Origin of the sequence: Pseudonocardia nigra (assembly GCF_019396355.1) — a bacterium.
Classification (GTDB): domain Bacteria; phylum Actinomycetota; class Actinomycetes; order Mycobacteriales; family Pseudonocardiaceae; genus Pseudonocardia; species Pseudonocardia nigra.
On sequence record NZ_JAHKRK010000024.1, the window covers coordinates 33,364 to 58,559 of the forward strand.

At 75.0% G+C, this 25,196-nt stretch carries 21 protein-coding genes, 2 pseudogenes and 1 riboswitch; of the genes and pseudogenes, 10 read left to right on the plus strand and 13 right to left on the minus strand.

Features of this window, described 5'->3' with window-relative positions:
* The first annotated feature begins 75 nt into the window (after positions 1-75).
* The 5 genes from KME75_RS09040 to KME75_RS09060 all read left to right on the plus strand — a co-directional run bounded on the left by KME75_RS09040 (position 76) and on the right by KME75_RS09060 (position 6,358).
* A complete protein-coding gene (locus KME75_RS09040) occupies positions 76-2,157 on the plus strand; it encodes a SpoIIE family protein phosphatase (RefSeq protein ID WP_219414122.1) in 2,082 nt (693 codons plus the stop codon).
* Between the two features lie 23 nt (positions 2,158-2,180).
* Complete coding sequence (locus tag KME75_RS09045; RefSeq protein WP_308282656.1) at positions 2,181-2,894, plus strand: response regulator; 714 nt, start codon at positions 2,181-2,183, stop codon at positions 2,892-2,894.
* Positions 2,891-4,255, plus strand: a complete 1,365-nt coding sequence (locus KME75_RS09050) for a HAMP domain-containing sensor histidine kinase (RefSeq protein WP_308282657.1) — start codon at positions 2,891-2,893, stop codon at positions 4,253-4,255. The genes KME75_RS09045 and KME75_RS09050 overlap by 4 nt, the downstream gene beginning before the upstream one ends.
* Positions 4,252-4,524 carry a hypothetical protein gene (locus KME75_RS09055; RefSeq protein ID WP_219414124.1) on the plus strand — a complete coding sequence of 91 codons (273 nt, stop codon included), beginning with the start codon at positions 4,252-4,254 and terminating at the stop codon, positions 4,522-4,524. The genes KME75_RS09050 and KME75_RS09055 overlap by 4 nt, the downstream gene beginning before the upstream one ends.
* Positions 4,525-4,900: 376 nt before the next feature.
* Complete coding sequence (locus KME75_RS09060) at positions 4,901-6,358, plus strand: GDSL-type esterase/lipase family protein (protein WP_219414125.1); 1,458 nt, start codon at positions 4,901-4,903, stop codon at positions 6,356-6,358.
* A gap of 9 nt (positions 6,359-6,367) precedes the next feature.
* On the opposite strand, the gene KME75_RS09065 is transcribed toward KME75_RS09060, so the two are convergent.
* Together KME75_RS09065 and KME75_RS09070 are read right to left on the minus strand one after the other, a co-directional pair.
* Positions 6,368-6,934 carry a DUF3237 family protein gene (locus KME75_RS09065; RefSeq protein WP_219414126.1) on the minus strand — a complete coding sequence of 189 codons (567 nt, stop codon included), beginning with the start codon at positions 6,932-6,934 and terminating at the stop codon, positions 6,368-6,370.
* A complete protein-coding gene (locus KME75_RS09070) occupies positions 6,934-7,869 on the minus strand; it encodes a LysR family transcriptional regulator (RefSeq protein ID WP_219414127.1) in 936 nt (311 codons plus the stop codon). Before KME75_RS09070 ends, KME75_RS09065 begins: the two co-directional genes overlap by 1 nt.
* A gap of 100 nt (positions 7,870-7,969) precedes the next feature.
* Between KME75_RS09070 and KME75_RS09075 the strand changes: the two genes are divergently transcribed.
* Together KME75_RS09075 and KME75_RS09080 are read left to right on the plus strand one after the other, a co-directional pair.
* Positions 7,970-8,995: an MBL fold metallo-hydrolase gene (locus KME75_RS09075; RefSeq protein WP_219414128.1), complete on the plus strand. Its 1,026-nt coding sequence runs from the start codon at positions 7,970-7,972 to the stop codon at positions 8,993-8,995.
* Positions 8,996-9,028: 33 nt separating this feature from the next.
* Positions 9,029-10,363, plus strand: coding sequence for an MFS transporter (locus tag KME75_RS09080; RefSeq protein ID WP_308282658.1), 1,335 nt, complete (start codon positions 9,029-9,031; stop codon positions 10,361-10,363).
* A 16-nt stretch (positions 10,364-10,379) separates the two neighbouring features.
* Here the strand turns inward: KME75_RS09080 and KME75_RS09085 are convergent, their stop codons facing one another.
* Positions 10,380-12,113 (minus strand): S8 family peptidase, encoded by a 1,734-nt coding sequence (locus KME75_RS09085; RefSeq protein ID WP_219414129.1) that lies wholly within the window; start codon positions 12,111-12,113, stop codon positions 10,380-10,382.
* Between the two features lie 71 nt (positions 12,114-12,184).
* Between KME75_RS09085 and KME75_RS09090 the strand changes: the two genes are divergently transcribed.
* Positions 12,185-13,213: a DNA polymerase IV gene (locus KME75_RS09090; protein WP_219414130.1), complete on the plus strand. Its 1,029-nt coding sequence runs from the start codon at positions 12,185-12,187 to the stop codon at positions 13,211-13,213.
* A gap of 65 nt (positions 13,214-13,278) precedes the next feature.
* Here KME75_RS09090 and KME75_RS09095 read toward each other — a convergent pair whose 3' ends face one another.
* The 8 genes and pseudogenes from KME75_RS09095 to ald form a co-directional block, all read right to left on the minus strand.
* Positions 13,279-14,130, minus strand: a complete 852-nt coding sequence (locus tag KME75_RS09095; RefSeq protein WP_219414131.1) for a DUF559 domain-containing protein — start codon at positions 14,128-14,130, stop codon at positions 13,279-13,281.
* A 164-nt stretch (positions 14,131-14,294) separates the two neighbouring features.
* Positions 14,295-15,473 (minus strand): annotated as a pseudogene (locus KME75_RS09100) (ABC transporter ATP-binding protein); the annotation flags it as partial.
* A gap of 89 nt (positions 15,474-15,562) precedes the next feature.
* Complete coding sequence (locus tag KME75_RS09105; RefSeq protein ID WP_219414133.1) at positions 15,563-16,612, minus strand: FecCD family ABC transporter permease; 1,050 nt, start codon at positions 16,610-16,612, stop codon at positions 15,563-15,565.
* Complete coding sequence (locus KME75_RS09110; protein WP_219414134.1) at positions 16,609-17,802, minus strand: ABC transporter substrate-binding protein; 1,194 nt, start codon at positions 17,800-17,802, stop codon at positions 16,609-16,611. Before KME75_RS09110 ends, KME75_RS09105 begins: the two co-directional genes overlap by 4 nt.
* A gap of 122 nt (positions 17,803-17,924) precedes the next feature.
* A riboswitch (cobalamin riboswitch) is annotated at positions 17,925-18,142 on the minus strand.
* Complete coding sequence (locus KME75_RS09115) at positions 18,139-18,885, minus strand: cobalt-precorrin-6A reductase (protein ID WP_219414135.1); 747 nt, start codon at positions 18,883-18,885, stop codon at positions 18,139-18,141. (Overlaps the previous riboswitch by 4 nt.)
* Complete coding sequence (cobF, locus tag KME75_RS09120; RefSeq protein WP_219414136.1) at positions 18,882-19,643, minus strand: precorrin-6A synthase (deacetylating); 762 nt, start codon at positions 19,641-19,643, stop codon at positions 18,882-18,884. Before cobF ends, KME75_RS09115 begins: the two co-directional genes overlap by 4 nt.
* An 8-nt stretch (positions 19,644-19,651) precedes the next feature.
* Positions 19,652-20,701 (minus strand): diacylglycerol/lipid kinase family protein, encoded by a 1,050-nt coding sequence (locus KME75_RS09125; RefSeq protein ID WP_219414137.1) that lies wholly within the window; start codon positions 20,699-20,701, stop codon positions 19,652-19,654.
* Between the two features lie 48 nt (positions 20,702-20,749).
* Entirely contained in the window at positions 20,750-21,868 is a 1,119-nt protein-coding gene (ald, locus tag KME75_RS09130; RefSeq protein WP_219414138.1) for an alanine dehydrogenase, read from the minus strand.
* A 106-nt stretch (positions 21,869-21,974) separates the two neighbouring features.
* On the opposite strand from ald, the gene KME75_RS09135 reads away from it, so the two are divergent.
* The gene (locus tag KME75_RS09135) at positions 21,975-22,448 is read left to right on the plus strand and encodes an Lrp/AsnC family transcriptional regulator (RefSeq protein WP_308282659.1); all 474 of its coding nucleotides are present in this window, start codon (positions 21,975-21,977) and stop codon (positions 22,446-22,448) included.
* Entirely contained in the window at positions 22,445-23,068 is a 624-nt protein-coding gene (locus KME75_RS09140) for a CPBP family intramembrane glutamic endopeptidase (protein ID WP_219414140.1), read from the plus strand. The genes KME75_RS09135 and KME75_RS09140 overlap by 4 nt, the downstream gene beginning before the upstream one ends.
* Here KME75_RS09140 and KME75_RS09145 read toward each other — a convergent pair.
* Entirely contained in the window at positions 22,981-24,171 is a 1,191-nt protein-coding gene (locus tag KME75_RS09145) for a cysteine desulfurase-like protein (RefSeq protein ID WP_219414141.1), read from the minus strand. The two genes, KME75_RS09140 and KME75_RS09145, sit on opposite strands and share 88 nt — an antisense overlap.
* A pseudogene (locus tag KME75_RS09150) lies at positions 24,165-25,196 on the minus strand (hypothetical protein); the annotation flags it as partial. The pseudogene KME75_RS09150 and the gene KME75_RS09145, both read right to left, overlap by 7 nt.

A 25,196-nucleotide genomic window follows, 5' to 3' on the forward strand; every position in this document is an offset into this window, starting at 1 on the left:
GCGAGACTAGTGGATCGGCAGTCGCGCCCGGTGCCGGTGCGAGCACGGGTGGTGCCGACACGGCAGACTGCACGTGTGCCCGTTCTGCTCGAGCGGCGGACCAGACTGCCGCCGGACGCCCGATCCGCAGGTCGAGCCCGACGGATCCTCCAGGAGGCACTGCGCGACCTCGGCGACTCCGACGCCGACCTCGACATCGTCGACACCGCCGTGCTGCTGGCGAGCGAGCTGTGCGAGAACGCGGTGCTGCACGCCGGCACCGAGTTCGAGCTGGCCCTGACCGCCACCGAGGACGAGGTGACCGTCGCGGTCACCGACCGCGGCGCGGGCCCGCTCGAGCAGCACCTCGCCCAGCCCCGCCAGCGGTACGGGCGCGCGGCGTCGCACGGGCGCGGGCTCGCCCTCGTGCAGCGGCTCGCCACGACCTGGGGCACCCGGCACGAGACCGACGGCCGCCACGTCATCTGGTTCTCCCTCGCCCGCAGACCCCCCGCCCCTGCGACCCAGGCACCGCCCGCCCCTGCCGACGGCGAGCGGGTGTGGACCACCGCCGAGCAGGCCCGCTGGCTGCTCCACGTCCCCCCGGCGCTGGTGGACCGGCTGGAGCCCGTCGAGCTGGTGGCCGAGCTCGTCCGCAGGCTGCGGGAGCTGCTCGACGCGCAGGCGGCGAGCGTGGAGGTCGACGACGGCGACGGGTCCGGCACCCGGGAGCTGGTGCGCGACGGCCCGGCGCAGGCGCTGCGCGGCCCGGCCGTCGCCGTGCGGCTGCCCATGACACCCCCGCTGCGCGGCATCCTGCGCGTGGTGCCGAGGGCGGGTACCGCATCTCGTTCGTCGGGCAGCGCCGACCCGGACCGCACCCGCGACCTCGCCGAGCTGATCGCCAACCGCGTCGCGATGGCCGTGGAGTCCCAGTGGCTGCGCGCGGTGGACGAGCGCAGGCGCACGTGGATGACCTACCTCGCCGAGTCCAGTGAGCTGCTGGGCCAGTCGCTCGACGTGGACCTGGCCGTCGCCGTGGTGCCACAGGTCGTCGTGCCGCGCCTGGGCCGCTGGTGTGCGGTCCACCTCGCCGACGACACGGGGCACCTGCGGCTCGCCGCGCTCACCCACGCCGACGAGAACCAGCTCCCCGAGCTGCGCGCGGTCCTCGACCCCGACCGCGGCACCGGCCTGCCCGCCGAGCTGCGCGGCACGCTGGCCGAGCTGGTGCGCGACGGGACGGCCCCGGTGCGCTTCGCGGTGCCCACCGACGGCATCGCGGTGCCGCTGCGGGCGCGGGGCGGCACGATCGGCGCGCTCGTCGTCGGCAGGCCGGACGGGCGCCCGCACAGCCCGGAGGACGTCGTGATGGTGGGCGACATCGCCCGCCGGGCCGCGCTCTCGATCCACAACGCGCAGAGCACCGCGGCGCACGTCGCGGTCTCGCAGGCGCTGCAGCAGGCGCTGCTCCCGCGGGCGCTGCCGGTGGTCCCGGGGATCGACTTCGCCGCCGAGTACCTCCCGTCGAGCTCCGGCAGCGACGTCGGCGGGGACTTCTACGACGTGCTCACCGTCGACCCCGCGCACTGGCTGGTCTCCATCGGCGACGTCTGCGGCAAGGGGGCGCGGGCCGCCGCCCGCACCGGCCTCGTCCGGGACGTGCTGCGGGTGCTCGTGCGCGACGGGCGGCCGCTGCCGCGCGTCATCCAGATGCTCAACGAGGTGATGATCGAGGCTGCCGACCCGCTGCAGTTCTGCACGCTCGCCGCGGCCATGGTCAGCAGGCGGCGGCCGGGCGGCACCGACTCGGCGGGCCTCGACGTCGAGCTCGTCCTGGCCGGCCACGTACAGCCGGTGATCGTGCGGGCGGGCGGCGGCGCCGAGCTGATCGGGACCTTCGGCACCGCCGTCGGCCTGGTCCCGACGGTGCGGCTGGAGTGCACCACCCACCGGCTCGCGCCGGGCGACACGCTGCTCGTCTACACCGACGGGGTCACCGAGCGCCGCCGCCGCCGGGAGCAGTTCGGCCCCGACCGGCTGCTCGCCGTGGCGGGCGCCGCCGCGGGGCGCTCGGCCACCCAGCTGGTGGCGGCCGTGCGCGAGGCGGTGGAGGAGTTCTCCGGTGACCCGCTGGACGACGACGTGGCACTGCTCGCGGTGCGCGCCACCGCCTGACCGCCCCCGGTAGGGTGCCGCCGGTGACGCACGTGCTGCTCGTGGAGGACGACACGCGCATCCGGCAGGCCCTCGGCCTCGCGCTGGGCGACGAGGGCTTCCGGGTGACCGGGGCGGCGTCGGGCGAGGAGGCGCTCGCCCAGCTGGAGCGGGCCCAGCTCGAGAACGCCGAGCCCGACGTCGTGCTGCTGGACCTGATGCTCCCCGGCATCGACGGGCTGCAGGTCTGCCGCACCCTCCGCGCGCAGGGCGACCTGCCGATCATCATCATCTCCGCCCGCTCGGACACCACGGACGTGATCGACGGGCTGGAGGCCGGCGCGGACGACTACGTCACCAAGCCACTGATCGCCGGTGAGCTGGCGGCCCGGATCCGCGCGCTGCTGCGGCGCAGACGCCCGGCCGAGCGACCCGAGCCCGATGCCGACGAGCTGCAGGCCGGGCCCGTGGTGATCCGGCCCGCCGAGGGCGTGGTCCGGCGCGACGGCGTGGACGTCCACCTCACCCGCACCGAGTTCCGGCTGCTCGCGGAGCTCGCCGCCGCGCGCGGCCGGATCGTCAGCCGCGAGGACCTGCTGGCCAGGGTGTGGGGCTACGACTACTTCGGCGACACCCGACTGCTCGACGTCCACGTGCGGCGGTTGCGACGCAAGATCGAGTCGAACCCGGACGAGCCGGAGCTGGTGCTCACCGTCCGCGGAGCGGGCTACAAGATCGGCCGGAGCCCGGACGCGTGATCGGCAACCGGCTCACGCTGCGGTCCCGGGTCATGTTCGCGTTCGGCCTGGGCTCGCTCGCCGTGTCCGGGCTGCTCGCGCTGGTCACCTGGAACCTCGCCTCCGCCTACATGCTGGACCAGCGCGAGCTGTCCGCCGGCCGGCAGGCCACGGTCAACCTCCGGCTCGTGCAGGAGGCGCTGCGCGCGCAGACCACCGCCCTCGAGGAGCTGCTCAGCGGCCTCGCCACGAGCGCGGACAAGACGATCGCGCTCAACGGCAGCGGCGGCTGGACGATCAGCGGGCGGCAGATCGACCCCGCCGTCCTGCCCGACCCGCTGCTGGCGCTGGCGGGCGACGGCACGCCCGCCCGGCAGCGGGTCCGGGTGGACGGGGTGCCGGTCATCGCCGTCGCACTGCCCGCCGGCCCGCCCGGCACGATCTACGTCGAGCTGTTCGGCCTGACCGACCTGGACCGCACCTTCCGGTTCCTCAGCAGCGTCCTCGTCACGGGGGTGCTGGTCAGCGGGCTGCTCGGGCTGGGGCTGGGCCGGTGGGCGGGCAGCAGGGCCCTGCGCCCGCTGGTCGAGCTGACCGACGCCGCGGGGCGGGTGGCGGGCGGCGACCTCACCGCGCGGCTGCCCGAGCGCGGCGACCCCGACCTCGCGCCGCTGGCGAGCACGTTCAACCGCACCGCCGCGGCGCTCGAACGGCGCGTCCGCCGCGACGCCCGGTTCGCCGGCGACGTCAGCCACGAGCTGCGCTCCCCGATCACCACGATGGTCAACGCCGTCGAGGTGCTGCGGCACCGGCGGGCGGAGCTGCCCGAGGCGGCCCGGCTCGCCGTGGACCTGCTCGAGGCCGACGTACAGCGCTTCCGCCGGATGGTCGACGACCTGCTGGAGATCTCCCGCGACGACGCGGACGCCGACGAGCGCGAGCTCGAGGCCGTCGACCTCGGGGCGCTCGTGCGCAACGTCGCCGCCGCGCGGCGGGAGGGGTTGGACGTCGAGGTCGCGGTGCCACCGCCGCTCGTGCTGGCCGACCGCAGACGGCTGGACCGGCTCGTGGCCAACCTGCTCGACAACGGCGCCCGCCACGGCGGCGGGGTGTGCCGGCTGGCCGTCGGCCGCCGCGGCGGGTGCGTCCGGCTGGAGGTCGACGACGCAGGCCCCGGGGTCCCACCCGAGCTGCGCGAGCAGGTGTTCGAGCGGTTCGCCCGCGGCCAGCTGGCGGGTGACCGCGGTGACGACACCGGCAGCGGCCTGGGGCTCGCCCTCGTGGCCCAGCACACCGCCCGGCACCACGGGTCCGTGTGGGTGGAAGAACGGCCCGGCGGGGGCGCCCGGTTCGTCGTCGAGCTGCCGGAGCTGGCGCCGTGAGCAGCCCGGCCCGCGGCGCCGTCGCCGTCGCCGCCCTGCTCGGCGCGCTGCTGTGCGCCGGGTGCGGCGTCGGCACCGAGAGCTCCCCCGTCGAGCTGACCGCGCCGCCACCCGCGCCCGCCGCCACCCCGACGCTGACGGTCCGGCCCAGCCCGAGCCCCGCCTCCGCGCCGCCGACGTCCGGGGCGACGCCGGCACCGAGCCCGACGACCACCACGACCCCCACGACCCCGACGACCCCGACGACCCCGCCCGTCGCCGGGAGCTGACGAGGAGCTGACGATCCCGGCGACACGCCCGGGGCCGGGCGTCCGGGGCGGTACAACAGGTGCGGTGGCCGGCGGGGCGCGAGGCGGGTGACCGGGTGATGATCACCGCACCTGACCGCCCCGGAAACGGCGGCGGCTGGGGAGCCCGCCGACCGGAGTGCCGATGGGGGATGCGCCCCGCCCGGCGCATGCACGCCCGACGACGCGACCCGCCGGTTCACCGCCAATCGACGGCCGGGACGATCCGCGCGGAGCCCCGGGACCGAACACACCCCGGTGCCGGTACCCGTCGCGCCTTCCCGTGGCGCATCCTGGGAACCGGGATGCCGATCGACACCGCGAGGAGGAACCGCTGAACACCGGACGCCGTGCGACGTTGCTCAGGGAACTCCGCTCGTGGCCGACGCTGCTCCTCGTGCTGTTCTGCCTCGCTGTCGGGATCCCCGTCACCGTTGCGCTCACCCCGGACCAGGACCTCGTGGCGTTCGGCCAGCACATCGCGGTGGGCGCCCGGCCGCCGGACCTGTCCGTGGCCGGTCCCGCCCAGCTCGTGCAGGTTGGGAACACCGCGCTGGACGTGGACCGCATGCACGTCTACGGGCCGCTGCGACCCCAGGTGACCATGGGGCCCGTACAGCGCAACGCGCTGGCGGCCTCGGTGTTCGACACCGAGAACCGGGCCACGGCCACCGACGAGGCGGTCGCCGCCGTCACCGGGGGCTTCGCCAACTGGTACGTGCTCGGCGGGCTCGGCCTGATCGCGTTCACCCTCGCCGCCGCCGCGGGGGCCGCGGGGATCCGCACGCTCGTGGTGCTGCGCAGGCAGAGCCGTGAGACCGGCGGGCACGCGCCCCTGTCGGAGATCTTCACCTACTGCGTGCGGGCGGCGCGGCGGATGACGGTGATCGCCGTGGTGGCCTCGGTGCTCGCCTGGGGCGCGTCGGGAGTCCTCGCGTACACGGGCGCGGTGCAGGGGCTGCGCGGCCTCGCGTCGCTGTCGCAGCTCGTCGGCGCCCACCACCTGAGCCCGGACCCGGTCGGTCCCCCCATCTCCGGCTACGACGGTGCGGTGATCGGCGACTCGCGCGCGGCCCGCCTCGGCGGCCCGCCGCTGCCGGACGGCACGCCCGACGACGTCGCGTGCGAGCGCAGCACCGACTCGCTCGCCGCCGAGATCGGCCACCTCATGCCGGCCAGGGTCCTCAACCTGGCCTGCCCGAGCGCCACGATCACGAGCGGGCTGCGCGGCCCCCAGGAACGCGGGGGCAGGCTGCTGCCGCCACAGGTCGGCGTGCTCAAGCAGGTGCAGGACCTGGACTTCGTCGTGGTGGCGATCGGCCCCAACGACGTCGGCTGGACCGACTTCCTGCAGTACTGCTACGGGGTCGCCGACTGCTCCGACCGCCTCACCCAGGGCGAGTTCGACTACCGGCTCGCGGCGTTCGACCGCGTCTACGGGGACCTGCTCGTCGACCTCAACGACCTCCCCGGGAGCCCGCAGATCATCGTCGTGACCTCATACAGAGCCTTCCCGCCCGACGCCGACTGCCCCGACACCCGTGCGGAGGGCTTTCCCGGCCTCGACGCCACCAAGATCGAACTCCTGACCGAGCGCAACGAGCAGCTCAACGACGTGCTGCGCGCAGGCGCGCAGGCGTACGGGTTCGCCGTGGCCGAGCCGGAGCTGGCTTTGCTCTGCGAGCAGCCTGCGGACGGGCTCGGCCCCGACCTGCAGGGCATGTCCGACCCGTTCCCGCTCCACCCCACCGGGATCGGCTCGCTGCGGATGGCGTCGTCGGTGGTGCGGCTGATCGAGCCGGCCCCGGCGCAGTGAGCCCGCCGGTCACGCGACGACCCAGAGGTGCAGGCGGACCCGGTCGGGGTGTCGCTCCCCGGTGCCGACCAGGATCCGCTCGGTGAGCCACGCCCACCGCGGGCTCGGCGAGCTCAGCCGCGGCGTGCAGCGGAAGTAGATCCGCTCCGGGGGCACGGGCTCGCCGCGGACCAGCGCGGCGATGTCCTCCGCCGCGCCCGCCCGCAGCCCGGAGTTCGACACGTAGATGCGCTCGCCCTCGACGGTCTCGATCGCGTACTGGGCCTGCAGGTCGGTGAGCGTGTCGGACCGCAGCAGCTGGTAGTCGGCGCCGACGGGCAGGACCGTGCCGCGGAGCTGGGGGCCGGTGACGATGCCGCCCACGATGGGGATGATCCGCCGATGCCCCTCCGGGGTCCGGCCGATCTCCACCGGCGCGCCGACCTTCACCTCGACGGTGGCGAGGAACGTGAGCGTCGGAGCCTGCGGGGCCGGGACCCGTACCGGCCCGACCCGTGCGGGCGGGGCCTGGGCGGTCGGGGCCTGGGCGGTCGGGGCCTGGGCGGGCGGCTGCTCGTCGGACACGGCGAGCGACATTACCAATCCGCGCCCGGATTCGGCTCCGCGTCGGGCTCGATGCCGGCCGTGTCGCGCTGGAAGCGGATCGCCTCGACGACCCGGCGGGGCGGGCGCGCACCGGGCGGGAGGACCGCCACGATCGCGTTCGTCGGCAGCTCGTCCGACACCGGGACGTAGGCCACGCGGCGACGGTCGAAGGTGATGTCGGTGGCAGGCCAGGAGTTCACGAAGGAATAGCCGAGCCCGCGGGCGACGAGCGAGCGGATTGTCTCCATGTTGGCGCTGCACCACCGCAGGCGGGGTTCGACGCCGCTCGCGCGCATGATGGCGGTGATCCGTTCGATGGTGGGCGGCACGTCGAGCAGGATGGCCCACTCGTCGCGGACGTCGGCGAAGGAGACCGCCGCGCGTCCGGCCAGCGGGTGGTCCGCCGCCAGCATCAGCCGCGGCCGGACCGGGGCGATCTCGACCACGTCCATCCCCTCGTCCGCCTGCAGCGAGTAGACGAAGGCGACGTCCAGCCGTCCCTCGAGGACCTCCTGCTGCAGATCACCCGCGCTCCCCTCGCGGAACGCGACGTCCACGTCGGGGTACCGCGCGGCGAAGTGGGCCACGAGCCCGGGAACGATCCGGGGCGAGAGCGACGAGCTGCAGCCGACCCGCAGCGCGCCGCGCATCTCGTGGAAGCCGCCCGCCACCGCGCCCTCGATCTCGCCGATCTCGGTGAGGACGCGCCGCGCGCGGGCGGCCAGCTCGACACCCGCGGCGGTGGCGACGACCTTCTTGGCCCGGGTCCGGACCAGGAGGTCCACGCCGACGGCCCGCTCGAGCTGGGCGATCGCCATCGAGGCGGCGGCCTGGGAGATGTTCGACTCGCGCGCCGCGGCCGTGACGGAGCCGTGGTCCAGCACCGCGACGAAGTACTGCAGCTGCCGAAGGGTGAACTCCGCCATCACCTCTCCTTATCGTGGCCATCAAATTGATTGACTATACAAATCATGTGACCCGCCGCACGATGGCTGCACGGACCACCGTTCGCTGCCGGGAGGCCTCATGACCAGCCTGGATCCGCGTCCGCGCATCGTCACGCTCGGCACGGCGGGCGGGCCACGCTGGTGGCGGGCGCCCGGTGGCTGCGGCCGCACCGGCATCGCCACCGCCGTCGTCGTGGGCGAGTCGTTCTACCTCGTGGACTGCGGGCACGGGGTGGGCAGGCGGCTGAGCGAGGCCGGGCTGGAGCTGCGCAACCTGCGCGGAATCTTCCTCACCCACCTGCACTCCGACCACACCGTGGACCTGGCGAGCCTCGCGATCTTCGGCCTGTACGAGCTGCTGGACCGCACCGACGACCCGGTGCGGATCATCGGTCCGGGCAACCGCGGCATGCTCCCGCCGGTCTCGCCGCGCGCCACCGAGGCTCCGACGCCGGTGGCCCCGCACCTGCCGACGCCGGGCACGCGCGAGATGTTCGAGCAGCTCATGTTCGCCCACGCCACCGACCTCAACGACCGAGTGATCGACAGCCTGCGCCCGTCCCCGTTCGACCTGTTCGTCGCCTCGGACATCGCGATCCCCGCGGATGCCGGCTACCACCCCAACGACGACCCGACGCCGCTCATGGACCCGTTCCAGATCTACGCCGACGACCTGGTGGAGGTGTCGGCTGTCCTGGTCGAGCACCCGCCCGTCGCCCCCGCCTTCGGGTTCCGCTTCGAGACGGCGGGCGGATCGGTGACGTTCTCCGGCGACACCACCTACACCCCGAACATGATCACGCTCGCCGAGGGCACCGACCTGTTGTTGCACGAGGCCATCGACTTCGACTGGGTGGAGTCGGTCTACCGCGGCCGTAGGGACGAGGGGTCGCGCGCCGCCCGGGACCACCACCACAAGTCGCACACGAGCGTCCGGGACGCCGCGAAGGTGGCCACCGAGGCGGGCGCGAAACAGCTGGCGCTGCACCACCTCGTGCCTGGGACCGCCGATGCCGCCGTCTGGCGGCAGGCCACCGACCACTACGACGGGGTCTTCCACCTTCCGGACGACTTCGACGTGATCCCGCTGCGCGCGCACCGCTAGCCGAGCTTCCGCCGCCCATCCACAGGAGGAGCCGTGCCCGAGTCACCGTCGACCGTCACGCAGTCCACACCGCAGGAACCCGCCGGGAACCAGTCCCTCAACACCGGGGACATGCGCCGCATCCTGGCCTCGAGCTTCATCGGCAGCGCGATCGAGTACTACGACTTCATCCTCTACGCCACCGCGGCCAGCATCGTCTTCAGCACCGTCTTCTTCGCCGGCCTCGGCTCCGGGGTCGGGCTGTTCGCCTCGTTCGCCACCCTGGCCGCGGGTTACCTCGCCCGACCACTCGGCGGCATCGTCTTCGGACACTTCGGCGACCGGATCGGCCGCAAGAAGATGCTGGTCGTGTCCATGCTCATGATGGGCGCCGCCACCACGCTGATCGGTCTGCTGCCCACCACCGCGCAGATCGGCGTCGTCGCCCCTATCGCGCTCGTCCTGCTCCGCGTGGTCCAGGGCGTGGCCGTCGGCGGGGAATGGGGCGGGGCAGCGCTCATGGCACTGGAGTCGGCGCCCCAGCGCAGGCGTGGGCTGGCCGCGTCCTTCGCCAACGCAGGCGGCCCGGCGGGCGCCGTACTGGCGACCCTCGTGGTCTCGCTGGTCTCGGCCCTGACCGGTGAGGACTTCCTCGTCTGGGGCTGGCGCATCCCGTTCCTGCTCAGCGTGGTGCTCATCGCCGTGGGCATGGTCATCCGGCTGAAGGTCGCGGAGACCCCGATGTTCCAGAAGCTGCAGGACGCGGGTGAACGGAAGCGGATGCCGCTGGTGGACGTGCTGCGCACGCACCCGCGCGCGGTGGTGATCGCCCTCGTCGCCACGATGAGCTTCTACTGCTGCCAGGCCATCATCACCGTCTGGGGCGTCTCGCTCGCCGTCGCCAACGAGGTCGACCGCGAGGGCGTGCTGAACTGGAAGGCCGTCGGCGCGATCCTCACCCTGATCATCTGCTTCTGGACCGCCCGGCTGAGCGACCGGATCGGACGGCGGACGGTCCTCACCGCCGCCGGGATCACCGGCGTCGTGCTCGCCTACCCGCTGCTGATGCTGCTCGGCAACGGCACGCTGTGGGGCTTCGCGATCGCCGTGGTCGTCGGTAACGGCCTCGTCCAGGGCGCCCTCTTCGGCCCCATCGGCGCCTACATCGCCGAGCAGTTCCCCACCCGCATGCGCTACACGGGGGCGTCGCTGTCCTACCAGGGCGCATCCCTGCTCGGCGCCGGTTTCACGCCGATGATCGTCACCGGGCTGGTGATCGCCGCGGACGGAGCGCTCTGGCTGGTGGGCGCCTTCTGGATGGCCGTGCTGCTCGCGGGCATCGTCGCCGTCCGCGCCACGCCGGAGGGCACGAAGCTCGAGCTGGGCTGAGGCGGGGCGGCCGCGGTCAGCGCGCAGCGACCGCGGCCGCCGCGTTGACGATGCCCGCGCCGTAGTGGCCGTTGAACTCGGGCGTGCCCTCGCACGGCGCGTCGAACTCCGCGGGCAGGCCGACGTCGGTGTACGACACGACCGGGGCCGGGCAGGCCCGCTCGGTGGCCGCGGCGAGCAGGATCTCCTCGACCGCATCGGGCGGCATCGCCAGCGTGCCCGGACGCTCCGGGTCGGGCGTGCCGAACCGGCTCACCACGAGCGCGGCGACCCCGGTGACGTGCGGGGCGGCCATCGAGGTGCCCTGGAGGTAGGCGTAGTAGCCGCAGCCACCGGCGCCGCAGGCCCGCTGGATGCCCTTCTGCGCACCCTGCTGGGTGACCTCGCCCGCGGCGTCCACGTCGCCGGCGGCCTGCAGGACGTGCTGGGGGTACGTGGAGAGGATCAGGTTGCCGGGCGTGCCGAAGCTCGGGGTGCCCGCCCCGTCCCTCAGGTAGCCACCGGGGGCGGCCAGCGAGATCTGCTCCGTGCCGTAGTTGGAGTAGGCGGCCTTGATCCCCGACGGTCCGACGGCCGACACCCCGATCACGTGCGGCCCTTCCGCGGGCAGGGTGACGCAGGTGCGGTTGTCGGTCGGACGCTGGTACGCCGACTGCGACGGGTAGTTCGGGCTGGACGCGTCCGCGCGCGGCTTCCCCAGGTCCTCGTGGTTGTTGCCCAGCGACCCGACCAGGGTCACGCCGGCCTCGTGCGCGTACGTCAGCGCCCGGCGCATCGCCTCGATCGTGGTGCGCTGCTCGATCCGGGCGGCCGGGGAGTCGGCGGGGTTGTCGAGGCAGTTGTACAGCCACGGGTCGACGTAGAACGACATGTTGATCACGTCGAGGCCGATGTCGGCACCGTAGGTGAGCGCGTCGACCACGGGCTGCAGGAACAGCAGGCCGCCGTCCTGCCCGGCCCGGATGTTCACCAGCGTGACGTTCGGCGCCACGCCCGAGAGGCCGAACCCGTTCGCGGCGGCGGCCACCGTGCCCGCCACGTGGGTGCCGTGCCCGGAGCCGTCGTGGCCCGCCGGGTCGACGCAGCCCTCGAACTCGCACGGCCCGTCGAGGACGACCCCGTTCGGATCGACCGGGATGTCGGTGACGAAGTTGCGCGAGAGCGCGAGGTCGACGTTCGCGGCGAGGTCGGGGTGGCTCGCGTCGATGCCGCTGTCGAGGATGCCGACGTGCACGCCGCGGTCACCGGGCTCCGTGGCGCGAGCGGCGTCGGCCCCGATCATGGCCAGCCCCCACAGCTGCGCGTCGAGCGGGTCGAGACCGGCCGGACCCTGCGCGGCGTGGCCCGGGGCCGCGGAGGACCCCTGCCCGACGGCGGCGGCCGTGCGTCCCACCGGCCGGGCTGTCGCCGCCCCGAACACGGCCTCGGACGCGGCCACCGCCTCGATGAACCCGCTCTGCGGGCCCTCGACCACGAGCGCCTCGATCGCGGCGTTCTCCCGCAGCACCCGTCCACCCGCCGCGGTGACGGCGGCCTCGGCCGCGGCGCGGTCGGCATCCTCGGCGAGCAGCACCGTGTAGTGCGTGGGGAGCGCGGCCGGCGCCGCGGGCGCGGGCTGCTCGACCGTCGTCCGCGCCGAGGCGAACCGGGCCTCCACCGGCCCGGCCGCACCGGGCTGGGCGACCGCCGCCACCGCCACCGCGGCCACCACGGCAGCGGCCGCCAGGGCCAGGGCGCGCGGGCTCTTCATCCGACCTCCCGACGATCACCCGGGGCCGAGTGACTACCGTTACCTTAGGGGCTGGAGGGCACACTGATCGTGTGGCGTACTGGGTGCTGCACGTCGACCTCGACCAGTTCCTCGCCGCGGTCGAGATCCTGCGCCGCCCCGAGCTCGCCGGGCGGCCCGTCGTCGTCGGGGGCAAGGGCGACCCGACGCAGCGGGGCGTGGTCGCCACGGCGTCCTACGCGGCCCGCGAGCACGGCGTCCGGTCCGGGATGCCGCTGCGCACCGCCGCCAAGCGCTGCCCGGACGCCGTGTTCCTCCCGGCCGACAACACCCACTACGAGGCCGTCTCCGAGGAGGTGATGGCCACCCTCCGCGGGTTCCCCGACCTCGTCGTCGAGGTGATGGGCTGGGACGAGGCGTTCGTCGGCGCCGAGACCGACGACCCCGAGGCACTCGCGCGCGAGGTCCAGGCCGCGGTGCTGGCGGCGACCCGGCTGTCCTGCTCGGTCGGGATCGGGGACAACCTGCTGCGCGCAAAGATCGCCACGGAGTTCGGCAAGCCCGCCGGGATGTTCCGGCTGACCGCCGCCGACTGGGACGAGGTGATGGGCGACCGGCCCACCCGGGCACTGTGGGGCATCGGCGCCAAGACCGCGGCGAAGCTCACCGACCGCGGCCTCACCACCGTGCGCGAGCTGGCCGCCGCCGACCCCGCGTGGCTCGCCGCGGAGCTGGGACCCGTGCTGGGTCCCTGGTACGTGCAGCTCGGCCGCGGGATCGGCCGCGAACGGGTGGAGGGGACACCGTGGGTGCCGCGGTCGCGGAGCCACGAGACGACGTTCCAGGAGAACCTCACCGAATGGGACGCGGTCCGCACCGAGGTCGCCGCGCTGGCCCGCCGCGTCGCAGGCGACATCGCCACCGAGGACCGGCCCGCGGCGCGGGTGGCGGTGAAGGTGCGGTTCGCCCCGTTCTCCACGTACACCCGCAGCGCCACCCTCGACGCCCCGACGACCGACCCCGACCGCCTCGCCGCCGCCGCGCTGGACGTCCTGGACCTGTTCACCTCCCGCCGCCCGGTGCGCCTGCTCGGGGTGCGGGCGGAGTTCGCCCGTGAGTGATCGCGATGCGAGCAGCATCACGCAGGTCCCGCCCTGGGTGATGTTGCGCGACGGGTGATCACCGGTCAGCTGCGGCGGCGCTGCAGCTCGGCCCGGGTACGCGCCACGATCAATTGCGGCCGGTGCAGGACGGTTCCGGCACGGAAGCGGATGACCTTCCACCCGGCGGCGGTCAGCAGCGCCTCCCGCTCCAGGTCGTACAGCGCCTGCCCCGGATCGAGGTGGTGTCGGCCGTCGTACTCGACGGCGAGCATCACCGCCGGATAGGCCAGGTCCAGCCGGAACTCCCGGCCGCCTGTGGCCACGGGATGCTGCACGCACGGTGGCATCCCGGCCAGCACGAGCGCGACCCGGATCCGCGTCTCCATCGGTGACGCGGCGCGCGGATCCGCCAGCCGGAGCACCGCTTCCAGCCGGCCACATCCCCAGGCACCGAGGTGAACGCTGCGCAGGGCGCGAAGGTCGGCCGGGATGAACGGATGCCGGCGGGCCAGCGCGTCCACGGCCACGACGCCCTCGGTGAGCGACAGCCACCGGGCCAGGTCGAACGCCGTGCGGGCGGGCGAGGTGACCGGAACGCCGTCGACGTGCACCACGTCGTCGGAGGGCACCCGGCCCCGGTGCACGAGGAGATCGGGCACCGCCCGCCGGAACGCCGGCACCGTCACCTCCGCCGGGGCATCCTTCGGCCCGCAGGACGCGTTCAGCAGCTCGGCCGCCGAGTAGCCCGACAGGACACCGTCCGGCTCGACGAGCACCGCCGCCGCGCGCGACAGCAGCGCCAGGTCGACCACCAGGCCCGCCGGTACGTAGACGTCCGGGTAGATCCTGCGGAACCGCGGACCGGCGAGCACGCCGCGGGTGAGCGCGCCGGCGGCCAGTGCCGTCGAGCCGCGGAACGGGCCGGTGAGATCCATGGCACTGCTGACGGCGCCGGACCCGTCGCGGTTCCGTGAACGCCGAAGATCGCCGTCCCCGCATCACCACGCAGACCCGACCCTGCGTATCGATGCGGCGGAGGCGATCAGCCGGTGGTGCCAGCGGTGTGCCCGGTCAACGAGCCGCGCGTCGCCTGCCACGGTCACTCGGGCGCGGGGCGAGCAGACGGTCGGATCTGTCGGAGCGCGTCGACGAGGTCCTCGCCGAAGGCTTCGGCCGGTAGCGCCAGGTGATCATCGTCGATACCAACGTGCTCGTCGCCCTCGCGACGCTGAACCGCCGAGACTTCGACAACCTCCGGCCTCAGCACGTGCCCGCGCTCGCGATCGTCCCGGATCAGCGAGCCGCAGAACGGTCCCTGTTCCGATCCACTGATGACAGCTGCGGGGCTTGTCGCGGACGGGCCGGCGTCGCGCACATGGTGCCGCGCCCACTCCGCCAGCTCCGCCCACCCGGCCGCCTCGGTGGTGGCCTCGGCGGTCCGCAGCACGAACCGCTCCCCCACCTGCTCCACCTCCGCGTCGGCCGGCTCGCCATCGCCCACGACCGCCCAGCCGGCCCGGGTCAGCGCCCGCCCCAGCAGCGCGGCCGCCGGTTCCGGCGCGCGCACCCGGACGGTGGCCGCCCGGCCGGCTCCGCGCAGCACGAACGTCCCCGACACCGGGTCGAACGCGAGCGCGGGCGTGTCGAACACCTCCGCCACGGCGCCGTCGCCCACGAGCTGCTCGGGTGGGCCCGCCCGGAGCCGCCCGTCGCGGTCGAGCAGCCACACGTGGTCGGCCAGGCGCAGCGCCAGCTCCAGGTCGTGGGTGGACACGACGACGCAGAGCCCGCGCTCATCGGCCAGCCGGCGCAGCAGCCCGAGCAGCGCGACCCGCGCGGACACGTCGAGGAACGCGCTCGGCTCGTCGAGCAGCAGCACCGACGGCTCCTGCGCCAGGGCGCGGGCCGTGAGCACCCGCTGCCGCTCACCATCGGACAGTTCCGCGACCCGCCGCTGCGCGAGGTGCCCGGCCCCCACCGCGGCGATCGCGGCGTCCACCGCCGCGTGGTCGGCCGGGCCCAGCATCCCGCCGGCCCCGGTGTGCGGGTGCCGCCCCAGCGCGACGAGCTCCCGCGCCGACAGCAGTCCCACCTCCACGCGCTCGGTGAGCACCACCGCCAGCCGACGGGCGCGCCGCGGGGCCGGCAGCGCGAGCAGGTCCTCCCCGTCGAGGCGGACCGCGCCGCCCAGCGGCGGCTGCAGCCCGGCGAGCGTGCGCAGCAACGTCGACTTCCCGGCGCCGTTCGGGCCGACGAGCGCCGTCAGCTCGCCGCGCCGGGCCACCGCGTCGAGGCCGGTGAGCACGGCACGCGAGCGCCGCCGCCCCGCCCAGTAGCCGACGCCGAGCCCGTGCAGGGCGAGGCCCCTCATGCCACCGCTCCCGCCGCCAGCCGTCTGCTGTGCAGCAGCACGCCGATCACCACCGGCGCCCCGACGAGCGACGTCACCACGTTCAGCGGGATCACCGCCTCGGTGCCCGGCGGATGGCTCGCGATCGCGCACGCGAGCGCGGCCGCCGCGCCCACCAGCGCCGTGGCGGGCAGCAGCACCCGGTGGTCGGCCGTTCCCACCAGCAACCGGGCCAGGTGCGGCACCGCGATCCCGAGGAACGCGATCGGCCCGCAGAACGCCGTGATCCCACCCGCGAGCACCGCGGCCGCGAGCAGCACCACGGTCCGGACGCGGCGGGTGTCCACGCCCATGCTGCGGGCGTAGCCGTCGCCGAGCAGCAGCGCGTTGAGCGGTTTGACCAGCAGCCCGGCGAGCGCGAGCCCGGCGCCGACGGTGGGGCCGAGAACCGCCAGGTCGGGCAGCGCGGTGGCGTCGAAGCTGCCCAGGCCCCAGACGAAGAACTGCTGTGCGATCCGCGGGTCGGTCCAGACCAGCACGAGGCTGACGACGGCCGTGGTCGCCGCCCCCACCATCACCCCGACGATCAGCAGCGTCACCGCCGACCGCACCCACCGCGACAGCAGCACCACCAACGCGAGCACCGCGGCGGCGCCCACCGCCGCCGCGCCGACGGCCCCCATGCGGCCCAGCCCGACCAGTCCGGCCCCGAACGCCGCCCCGGACGCGGCGCCGGCGGAGGTCGCGAGGAACAGGGCGACCCCGAGACTCGCGCCGGAGCTGACGCCGAGCACGTACGGGTCGGCCAGCGGGTTGCGGAACAGCGTCTGGACGAGCAGGCCCGCCACCCCCAGCCCGGCGCCGGCGAGCACCGCGGTCAGCGCCCGCGGCACCCGGACGGATCCGACCACGACCGACCACCGCGGGTCCGCCGGGTCGGCGCCCACCAGCACGCGGACGGTGTCGGCGAGCGGCACGCGCACCGGGCCGAGCGCCACGGCGAGCACGAACCCGGCGGCGACGACCACCGCCAGCGCGGGGAGCAGCCAGGGTCGCGCGCCCGTCACCGGACCTCGCGGTAGTTGGTGAACCGGTGGCCGGGCAGCACGTCGGGGTGCAGCACCGCCACGAGGTCGGCGAGCACCTCCTCGGGGTGCGCCACCCCGCGCTCGTAGATCGGGACGCCCCCGGTCCCGCTCGTCCCCCGGTCGCGGTTCCACACCTGTCCGGACTGCACCGCGGCCAGCTCCGCATAGCGCGGGTCGGCGGCGAGGACGTCGGCGCGGGTGGGCCAGGGGCCGTCGGCCAGCCAGACGGGCGCGTCGCCGTCGGTGGCGAAGACGGTCTCGAAGTTCTTTTCGACGTCGTCGGTGCCGCCGCTGCCTGCCTCCGACCAGGTGCCGCCCGCGTCGCGGATGAGGATCCCGGCCGTGCTCGCACCGGCGGGCACGACCCAGGTGCCGCCGTAGAGCTGACCGGCGAGCACCGGGGTCGGCGCGACGCCGGCCACCCGCGCCGCCAGCTCGGTGTAGCGCCGCTCGACCTCGTCGAACACCTGGTTCGCCTCGGCCTCCCGGCCGGTGAGCGCGCCCATGACCTTGACCCACTCGGCCTGGGCGAGCGGGCCGCGCTCGAGGAACTCGGCCCAGCCGATCACCGGGATCCCGGCGCCGCGCAGCGTCGCGTACGCGGGGTTGTCGATGCCCTGGCCGAGCAGCACGTCGGGCCCGGCGGCGAGCACGGCCTCGGTGGCGAGCTGCCCGTTCTCGGCGAAGCCCGCGACCTCGCCCGCGTCGATCCGCTCGCGCACCTCGGGTCCGGAGACGAGGTCGGGAGCTCCGACGCCGGTGAGCGCGTCGACGGCGCCGATGTCGGCGAGCATCGCCAGTTGGGTGGTCGACTCCGCGTAGACGCTCTCCACCGGAGTGTTGATCACCGGCGCGCCGGCCAGCTCGGCGGGCAGGTCGGGGGCGGGGGTGCCGCACCCCACCAGGACGTAGGACTCGGGCGCGCCGCCCGGGTACGGCTGCGCGACGGTGAGCACCCGGTAGCCGGCCGCAGCGGTCAGGGTCACGTTGGTGGCGTGGCGGAGCTCGACGGGCGCGGGCACGTCGGGCGCGCTGCAGGCGGGCCCTGTGGAGGCATTCGGGGCGGCCGCATCGGGGGCGGCCGGGGCCGGGGCGGCACAGGCGGCCGACCCGAGCAGGACGGCGAGCGCCCCGGCGGCCAGTGCGGTGCGCAGGGTGGAACGGGTCACGGCTCTCTCCTCGCGAGCGTGGCGGCGGGATCCCCGGTGACGCGGGGCGGCGCTCGGCGAGGTCCGCGATCGGCGGAGTTCGCCCGGGCCGCCCACGAGGCCACGACGATCCGCGCGCGCCGGCGGCGCGCGCACCGGTGGCAGGTCTTCGGACTCGCGGGCACCGCCGGGCTCACGCCCGGCGACCTACCGGCCGTCGCTTCCCAGGTGCGGCGCACCCAGTGCGTCGTGACGGCTGTCGTTCCCGCTCACCGCTGCGGGGCAGTCCCGGATTTCCACCGGGTTCCCTCTTGCCTCGGGCCGCAGCAGCGCGGCCCGAACCATCGGCCTCCGCATTCAACCATCGGGGGTCCGCAGTGCCTCCAGGCGGCCGACGGCGTCGTCCACCGTGCCCACCACGGGCGCGTCGGGTTCGGGCGGGCGGTTCAGCAGGACCACCGGCACGCCGAGCTCGCGGGCCGCCACGAGCTTCGCGGCGGTCATGTCGCCGCCGCTGTCGCGGGCGACCAGCACGTCGATCCGGTGCTCGCGCAGCAGCTCCCGCTCGGCGTCGGCGGTGAACGGGCCGCGGCCGAGCACGACGTGGTTCCTGCGGGGCAGCGGCGGCGCCGGTGGGTCGACCGCTCGCAGCAGGAACCACATCCCGTCCAGGTCGGCGAACGCCGCGAGCTGCTGGCGCCCGATCGCGAGGAAGGCCCGCTCCCCCAGCGTGGGCAGCAGCGCCGCGGCGGCCGCCGCATCGGGGACGCGGTGCCAGCGGTCGCCGGGCCCCGCGGTCCAGCCGGGCCGGCGCAGCACGAGCAGCGGCACACCGACGGCCGCGCTGGCGGCCACGGCATGCGCCGTCATGCGGGCCGAGAAGGGGTGCGTGGCGTCGACGACCACGTCGGTGCGGTTGCTGCGCAGCCAACCGGTCAGCCCGTCGAGCCCGCCGAACCCGCCGACCCGCACCGACCCGCACGGCAGCCACGGCACCGCGACCCGCCCGGCGAGGGAGGACGTCACCGCGAAGCCGGGACGCCCGTCGAGGACGGCGGCGAGCCTGCGGGCCTCGCCGGTGCCCCCGAGGATGAGGACGTTCACGCCTCCCGCCTGCGCAGCAGGTAGGTGTCCATGATCCAGCCCTTGCGCGCCCTGCAGTCCGCGCGGATGGCCACGATCTCGTCCTTGACCTGCTGCAGGTCGCCGTGCACGAGCACCTCGTCGGCGGTGCCGACGTAGGCCCCCCAGTAGATGTCGATCCCCTCGTCGGGCAGCCCGGCGAACGCGTCCACCGAGTCGAGCATGACGACGACGTCGTCGACGCCGTCCGGGAAACCGTCCTCGGCCAGCCGCCTGCCCGTGGTCACGGTGAAGGGCCGCCCGATCCGGTTGAGGATCACGCGGTGCTGCGCGGCGAGAGCCTGCACGCTGCTGATGCCCGGAATCGACACGACGTCGAACCCGACCGCGCCACGGGCGGCGATGCGCTCCAGGATGCGCAGCGTCCCGTCGTAGAGCGCGGGATCGCCCCAGACCAGAAAGGCGCCGCCGCCGTCCTCGCCGAGCTCCTCGGCGATCATCCGCTCGTAGATCGCCTCGCGGCGCTCCTGCCAGTCGACGACGGCCGCCTCGTAGGCGGCGGCAGCGCGGTCGCGCCGCGGGTCGGGGGCCTCGACGACCCGGTGCTCCCGGTGGACGTGGCGCGCGAGGAGCTCGCCCCGCAACGCGGAGAGGTCGTCCTTCGTGGGGCCCTTGTCGATCGTGAAGAACACGTCGACGCGGTTCATCGCCGCGATCGCCTGCAGCGTGAGGTGGTCGGGATCGCCCGCACCGATGCCGATGACGTAGATGGTGCGCACGGGGCACGCTAACCCGGGTCCGGTGCGTCCGGCGGAGGCACGTCGGGCACCCGCACCACGAGTGCCCCCGGGTCGACCCGGATCCGCAGCTCCTGCGCGTCGCCGATGGGGTCGCCGTCGAGCTGGGACGGCTGCGGCGCGTCCGCAGCGATCGTGATCGACCGGGCCTGCCAGTGCTCGACGCGGTCGTTGCCGTCGCGCCGCCGCGTGATCACGCGGCCGGCCACCGCGACCCAGCCCGCCACCGTCTTCGGCGCGATGTTCACGACGTCGAGCACGCCGTCGTCGATCGTGGCGTTCGGCATCAGCACGAGCCCGCCGAGCAGGGTGCCGCTGTTGCCGACCACGACCGTGCGGGTGCGTCTGCGCAGCGGCTCCCCGTCGTCGAGGGTGAGCGTGACGCGGGTGCGGCGCCCGCGCATCGTCCGCAGCCCGGAGATCACGTACGCGAGCGGCCCGACCCGGACCTTCAGCGCCTCCGGGGTGTTCTGCATGATCGCGGCGTCGAACCCGGTGCCGGCCATCACGAGGAACGCGTGCTCGGTCTCGGCGCCGTCGACCCGGATCCGCCCGACGTCCACGGCCCGGTCGTCGCCGGTGAGCGCGATGCGGGTGGCGGCGGCGACGTTCTCGGGGGTGCCCAGGGTGCGCGCCAGCAGGTTCCCGGTGCCCGCCGGGACCAGCCCCATCGCGACCCCGGTGCCGGCGAGCGCCTGCGCCACCGATCGCACGGTCCCGTCGCCCCCGCAGGCGAGCACGACGTCCGCGCCCTTCTCGACGGCGAGCTCCGCCTGCCCGGTGCCCGGGTCCTCCACGGTGGTCTCCAGCCACAGCGGCTCGGCCCAGCCCAGCCCGGTGCACACCTCGGTGATCCGCCTGCGGGTGCCGGGCTCGATCCGGATCGGGTTGGCGACGACCGCGGGCAGCGGCCGGTCCTCCGGCTCGGCGGTCAGCGCGTCGACCTCGTTCGACCGCGCGCGGCCGCGCAGCCCGGCCACGACGACCACCACCAGCACGGGCAGGGCGCCGACGAGGAGGATCCACCAGTCGCCGAGCACGGCCGAACAGTAATCGGCGCGGTCCGGGCGGGATCCGAGGGCTCGGGGTCAGGCGGTGACGAGCGCACCGGGCTCGGCGTAGGGCAGGCCCAGGTCGTGGGCCACCTCGAGGCTGGTGAGCGCGCCGTGGTGGGTGGACAGGCCCGCCGCGAGCGCGGGGTCGGCGGCGAGCGCGGCCTCCCAGCCCTGGTCGGCCAGCCGCAGCACGTAAGGCAGCGTGGCGTTGGTCAGCGCGTAGGTGGAGGTGTGCGGCACCGCGCCGGGCATGTTCGCCACGCAGTAGAACACCGAGCCGTGCACCGTGTAGGTGGGATCGGCGTGCGTGGTGGGCCGCGAGTCCTCGAAGCAGCCGCCCTGGTCGATGGCGATGTCGACGAGCACGGAGCCCGGCTTCATGCGACGCACGAGGTCGTTGCTCACCAGGCGCGGGGCGCGGGCGCCCGGCACGAGGACGGCGCCGATCACGAGGTCGGCCTCCAGGCAGGCCTTCTCGAGCTCGTGCGCGTTCGACACGACCGTGCGCACGCGGCCCGCGTAGCGGTCGTCGAGCTCGCGGAGCTTGCGGATGTCCAGGTCCAGCACCGTGACGTCGGCGCCGAGGCCGACGGCCATCGCCACGGCGTTCTGGCCGGACACCCCGGCACCGATCACCACGACGCTCGCCGGGCGGACGCCCGGGACGCCGCCGAGCAGCACCCCGCGGCCCCCGGCCGCGCGCATCAGGGCGCTCGCGCCGGCCTGCGGCGCCAGCCGGCCCGCCACCTCGCTCATCGGCGCGAGCAGCGGCAGCGTGCCGTCGGGCAGCCGGACCGTCTCGTACGCGATCGCGGTGGTGCCCGACGCGAGCAGCGCCTCGGTGCAGGGCCGGGAGGCCGCGAGGTGGAGGTAGGTGAACAGCACCTGGTCGCGGCGCAGCCGGTGGTACTCCTCCTCGATCGGCTCCTTGACCTTGAGCAGCAGGTCGGCGGCCTCCCACACCTCGTCGGCGGTGCCGAGGATGCGGGCGCCCGCCGCCTCGAAGTCGCCGTCGCTGATCGAGCTGCCGACGCCGGCCCCGCGCTCCACGAGCACGTGGTGCCCGGAGCGGGTGAGCTCGTGCGCCCCGGCAGGGGTCAGCGCGACGCGGTACTCGTGGTTCTTGACCTCACGGGGCACACCGATTCTCATGCACTGAGAATGAAGATGCTGCGACGAGCCCGCAAGATGTGCGCAGAACATTCGCTATCATGCTCAAATGTCGTTGCATGATTCGGGATCGCGCTCTCCACGCCGGGTGCCGCCGCAGGATGTTCGGCCGCTCGACGACGTCGACCGGGCCATCCTGCGGATCCTCAGCGTCGACGCCCGGATCTCCAACAAGGAGCTCGCCGACCGGGTCGGCGTCGCGCAGTCGACCTGCCTGACCCGGGTGCGGGCGCTGCGCGAGAGCGGGGTGATCCGCGGGTACCACGCCGACGTCGACCCCCGGGCACTCGGCCACGACCTCGAAGCGATGATCGCGATCCGGCTGCAGCCGCACGCCCGTGCCACCATGGGCGAGGTGATCGCCACCCTCAGCAGGCGGCCGGAGGTGCTCGACGTGTACTTCGTCGCCGGTGCCAACGACTTCCTCCTGCACGTCGCCACCGCGAGCACCGACGAGCTCCGCCGGTTCGTGGGCGACCACCTCAACCGCGATCCCGCCATCGCGGGCACCGAGACCAACCTGATCTTCGAGCACACGCGGGCCGCCGGGCGGCTGCGGTGATCGTCGCCGCCACCGGGGTGGCCGGCACCGCCCTGCTCGGGGCGTCGCTCGCCGCGGAGCCCGGGTCCCCGCGGTTCCTGCGGCTCACCGCCGCCACCGCCGCCACCTGGGTCGCGGGCGGGCTCGCCGCGGGTCCGGTGCCGCGGGGACGCCGGTCGGTGCTCGTCCCCGTGCTCACCGGCGCCGCGGCGTTCGGGGCGTTCTACGCGGGCGCGCTCGTCGCCCGCCGCATCCCGGTGCTGAACCGGGCGCTGGCGTCGGTGCTGCGCCATGCCGGGGGCGGCCCGGTCGCGTTCGCGACGCTGGCCAACGGCGCCGCCGAGGAGGTGTTCTTCCGCGGGGCGCTGTACGCCGCGCTCGGCGGGCGCAGGTCGACGGCGATCTACATGCTGGTCACCGCCGCCACCCGCAACCCGGCGCTGGTGCTGGCGTCCGGGGTGATGGGCGCGCTGTTCACGCTGCAGCGCCGCGCCGCCGGCGGCATCCAGGCACCGGTGCTCACGCACGTCACCTGGTCGGCGCTGATGCTGCGCTACCTGCCGCCGCTGTTCGCCGAGGCACCCGAGACGAACGAGCGCAGCCCGTCGAGCAGCCGGTCGACGTCGGAGTCGTCCACGTAGGGGGCGAGCCCGATCCGCAGCGCACCGCTGTCGCCGAGGCCGAGCCGCCGCGACGCCTCGATCGCGTAGAACGAGCCGGCCGGTGCGTTGACGCCGCGCTCGGCCAGGAACGCGTACGCGTTCGCGGGCGAACGGTCACCGAAGCTCACCAGCAGCGTCGGCGTGCGGTGCGCCGCCCGCGAGTACACCGTGACGGGCAGCCCGGCGAGGCACTCCTCGATCCGGACGCGCAGCCGGTCCTCGTGCCCGGCGATCGCCGGCATCCCGAGCGTGGCGAGGAACTCCACAGCGGCGGTGGTGCCGGCCAGCAGCTCGTACGGCAGGGTGCCGAGCTCGAACCGCTCCGGCACCGCGTCGGTGGACGGCAGCAGCTTCTGCGGCCGCAACCCCTCCAGGAGCGCGGGATCTGCGGCGAGCACGCCGCAGTGCGGGCCGAGGAACTTGTACGGCGAGCACGCGTAGAAGTCGGCGCCCAGCGTCGTCACGTGGACCGGGGCGTGTGCGGTGTGGTGCACGCCGTCGACGTAGGTGAGCGCGCCGGCCTCGTGGGCCAGATCGGTGATGGCGCGCACCGGCGGGCAGGTGCCGATCAGGTTCGACGCCGCCGTGACCGCGACGAGGCGGGTGCGCGGGGAGAGCACGGCGGCGACGTCCTCGGCGCTCAGCTCGCCGGTGGCGGGGTCGAAGTCGGCCCACCGGACCACCGCGCCGACCGCCTCGGCGGCCTGTACCCACGGCCGGATGTTCGCGTCGTGGTCGAGCCGGGTGACCACGACCTCGTCGCCCGGCGACCAGGTGGCCGCGAGCGTGCGGGACATGTCGTAGGTCAGCTGCGTCATGCTGCGGCCGAAGACGATCCCGCGCGGGTCGGCGCCGAGCAGGCCGGCCACCGCCTCCCGCGCGCCCGCCACGATGTCGTCGGCCGCCCGCTCGGCCGCCGTGACGCGCCCGCGGTTCGCCAGCGGCGACAGGAGTGTGCGGGCCACCGCGTCGGCCACGACGTCGGGCACCTGGGATCCGCCGGGCCCGTCGAAGTGGGCGTAGCCGGCCTTCAGCGCGGGGAAGTGGTCACGGACAACCTGGACGTCGTACTGGGTCACCATGCTTCGGGTTCTGCGCCTTCCGGTCCGGGGGCACGATGCCGGCCTTGGCGCAACCCGCGCTGGTAGGTGCTCAGCCGGTCACGCACGCGGTCGGGCGCTCGCTCTGTGGAGCCGCCGGAGGAGTCGGTGCCCTGGGCGCGCGCCGGGGGGACGAGCTGGTTGCCCGGGCGCCTGCGGGGCAGGCCGCTGGACGTGGTGGGGGCGGGCTCGGGCCGGGCCGCGCGGGCCGCGGCCGCCCGCCACTCCACGTCGGCGGGCGACTCCCAGTCGAGGGCCCGCTGCCCGCGCGGGGGCTCCGGGTCGCCCTCGCGGAACCACGCGGAGGCGATCGCCTCGAAGATCGGGGTGGCGTACCGGTCGTCGATCGACTCCAGCGGCAGGTCGACCAGCGGCCCGAACAGCTCGTCCACCTGCGCGGACCCGTTGGGTCGCCGGGGCGCGCTGTTCGGGACGGCGCCGCCCCGGACCGCACCCTTCGGCGCCACGCCGTTCGGGGCCCCACCGTTCGGGGCAGCACCGTTGGGGGCCGCACCGTTCGGGGCCGCACCGTTGGCGCGGGTCGCGCTCGCCATGGCCCTGCCGTTGGCGTGACCGGCCCGCTCCTCCAGCGTGACGGCCGCGGCGGGGCAGTGGACGGACGCGACGACGCCGAGCCCGGCCTGCGACTGCCGCCCGCCGCTGCGCAGCTCGATGCCGTGACGGGAGCGCTGGGCGAGCTGCTCGGCGGCCGCGGCGGCGCGGCGGCCGCCGAGCCCGTCCGGGTCGCGCCGGGCCGCGCCGTCCACGGACACGTCGACGGTGATCCCGCGGCTCGCGGCCCGGCCCGCCAGCTCCACGCGCGCCGCCGGGTGCACCGCGGTGACGTGGTCGACCAGCTCGGCGAGCACGTGCAGGAGCTCGACCGCCGCCGCGGGGGACACGGCGGCGGCGGGACCGGGCCGGACCTCGAGCCGCCGCGGCTCCTCGGCCGCGGCGACGGCGTCGTTCAGCAGCTCCGCGAGCGGCCGCGCCGCGGTGGCGCGGAC

Excerpts from the sequence above, each read along its gene's own strand:
- KME75_RS09075 (WP_219414128.1), top strand. The coding sequence starts at position 7,970 with ATGACCAGCCTGGATCCGCGTCCGCGCATCGTCACGCTCGGCACGGCG.
- KME75_RS09085 (WP_219414129.1), bottom strand. The coding sequence starts at position 12,113 with ATGAAGAGCCCGCGCGCCCTGGCCCTGGCGGCCGCTGCCGTGGTGGCC.
- KME75_RS09070 (WP_219414127.1), bottom strand. The coding sequence starts at position 7,869 with ATGGCGGAGTTCACCCTTCGGCAGCTGCAGTACTTCGTCGCGGTGCTG.
- KME75_RS09065 (WP_219414126.1), bottom strand. The coding sequence starts at position 6,934 with ATGTCGCTCGCCGTGTCCGACGAGCAGCCGCCCGCCCAGGCCCCGACC.
- ald (WP_219414138.1), bottom strand. The coding sequence starts at position 21,868 with ATGAGAATCGGTGTGCCCCGTGAGGTCAAGAACCACGAGTACCGCGTC.
- KME75_RS09145 (WP_219414141.1), bottom strand. The coding sequence starts at position 24,171 with ATGGTGACCCAGTACGACGTCCAGGTTGTCCGTGACCACTTCCCCGCG.
- KME75_RS09095 (WP_219414131.1), bottom strand. The coding sequence starts at position 14,130 with ATGGATCTCACCGGCCCGTTCCGCGGCTCGACGGCACTGGCCGCCGGC.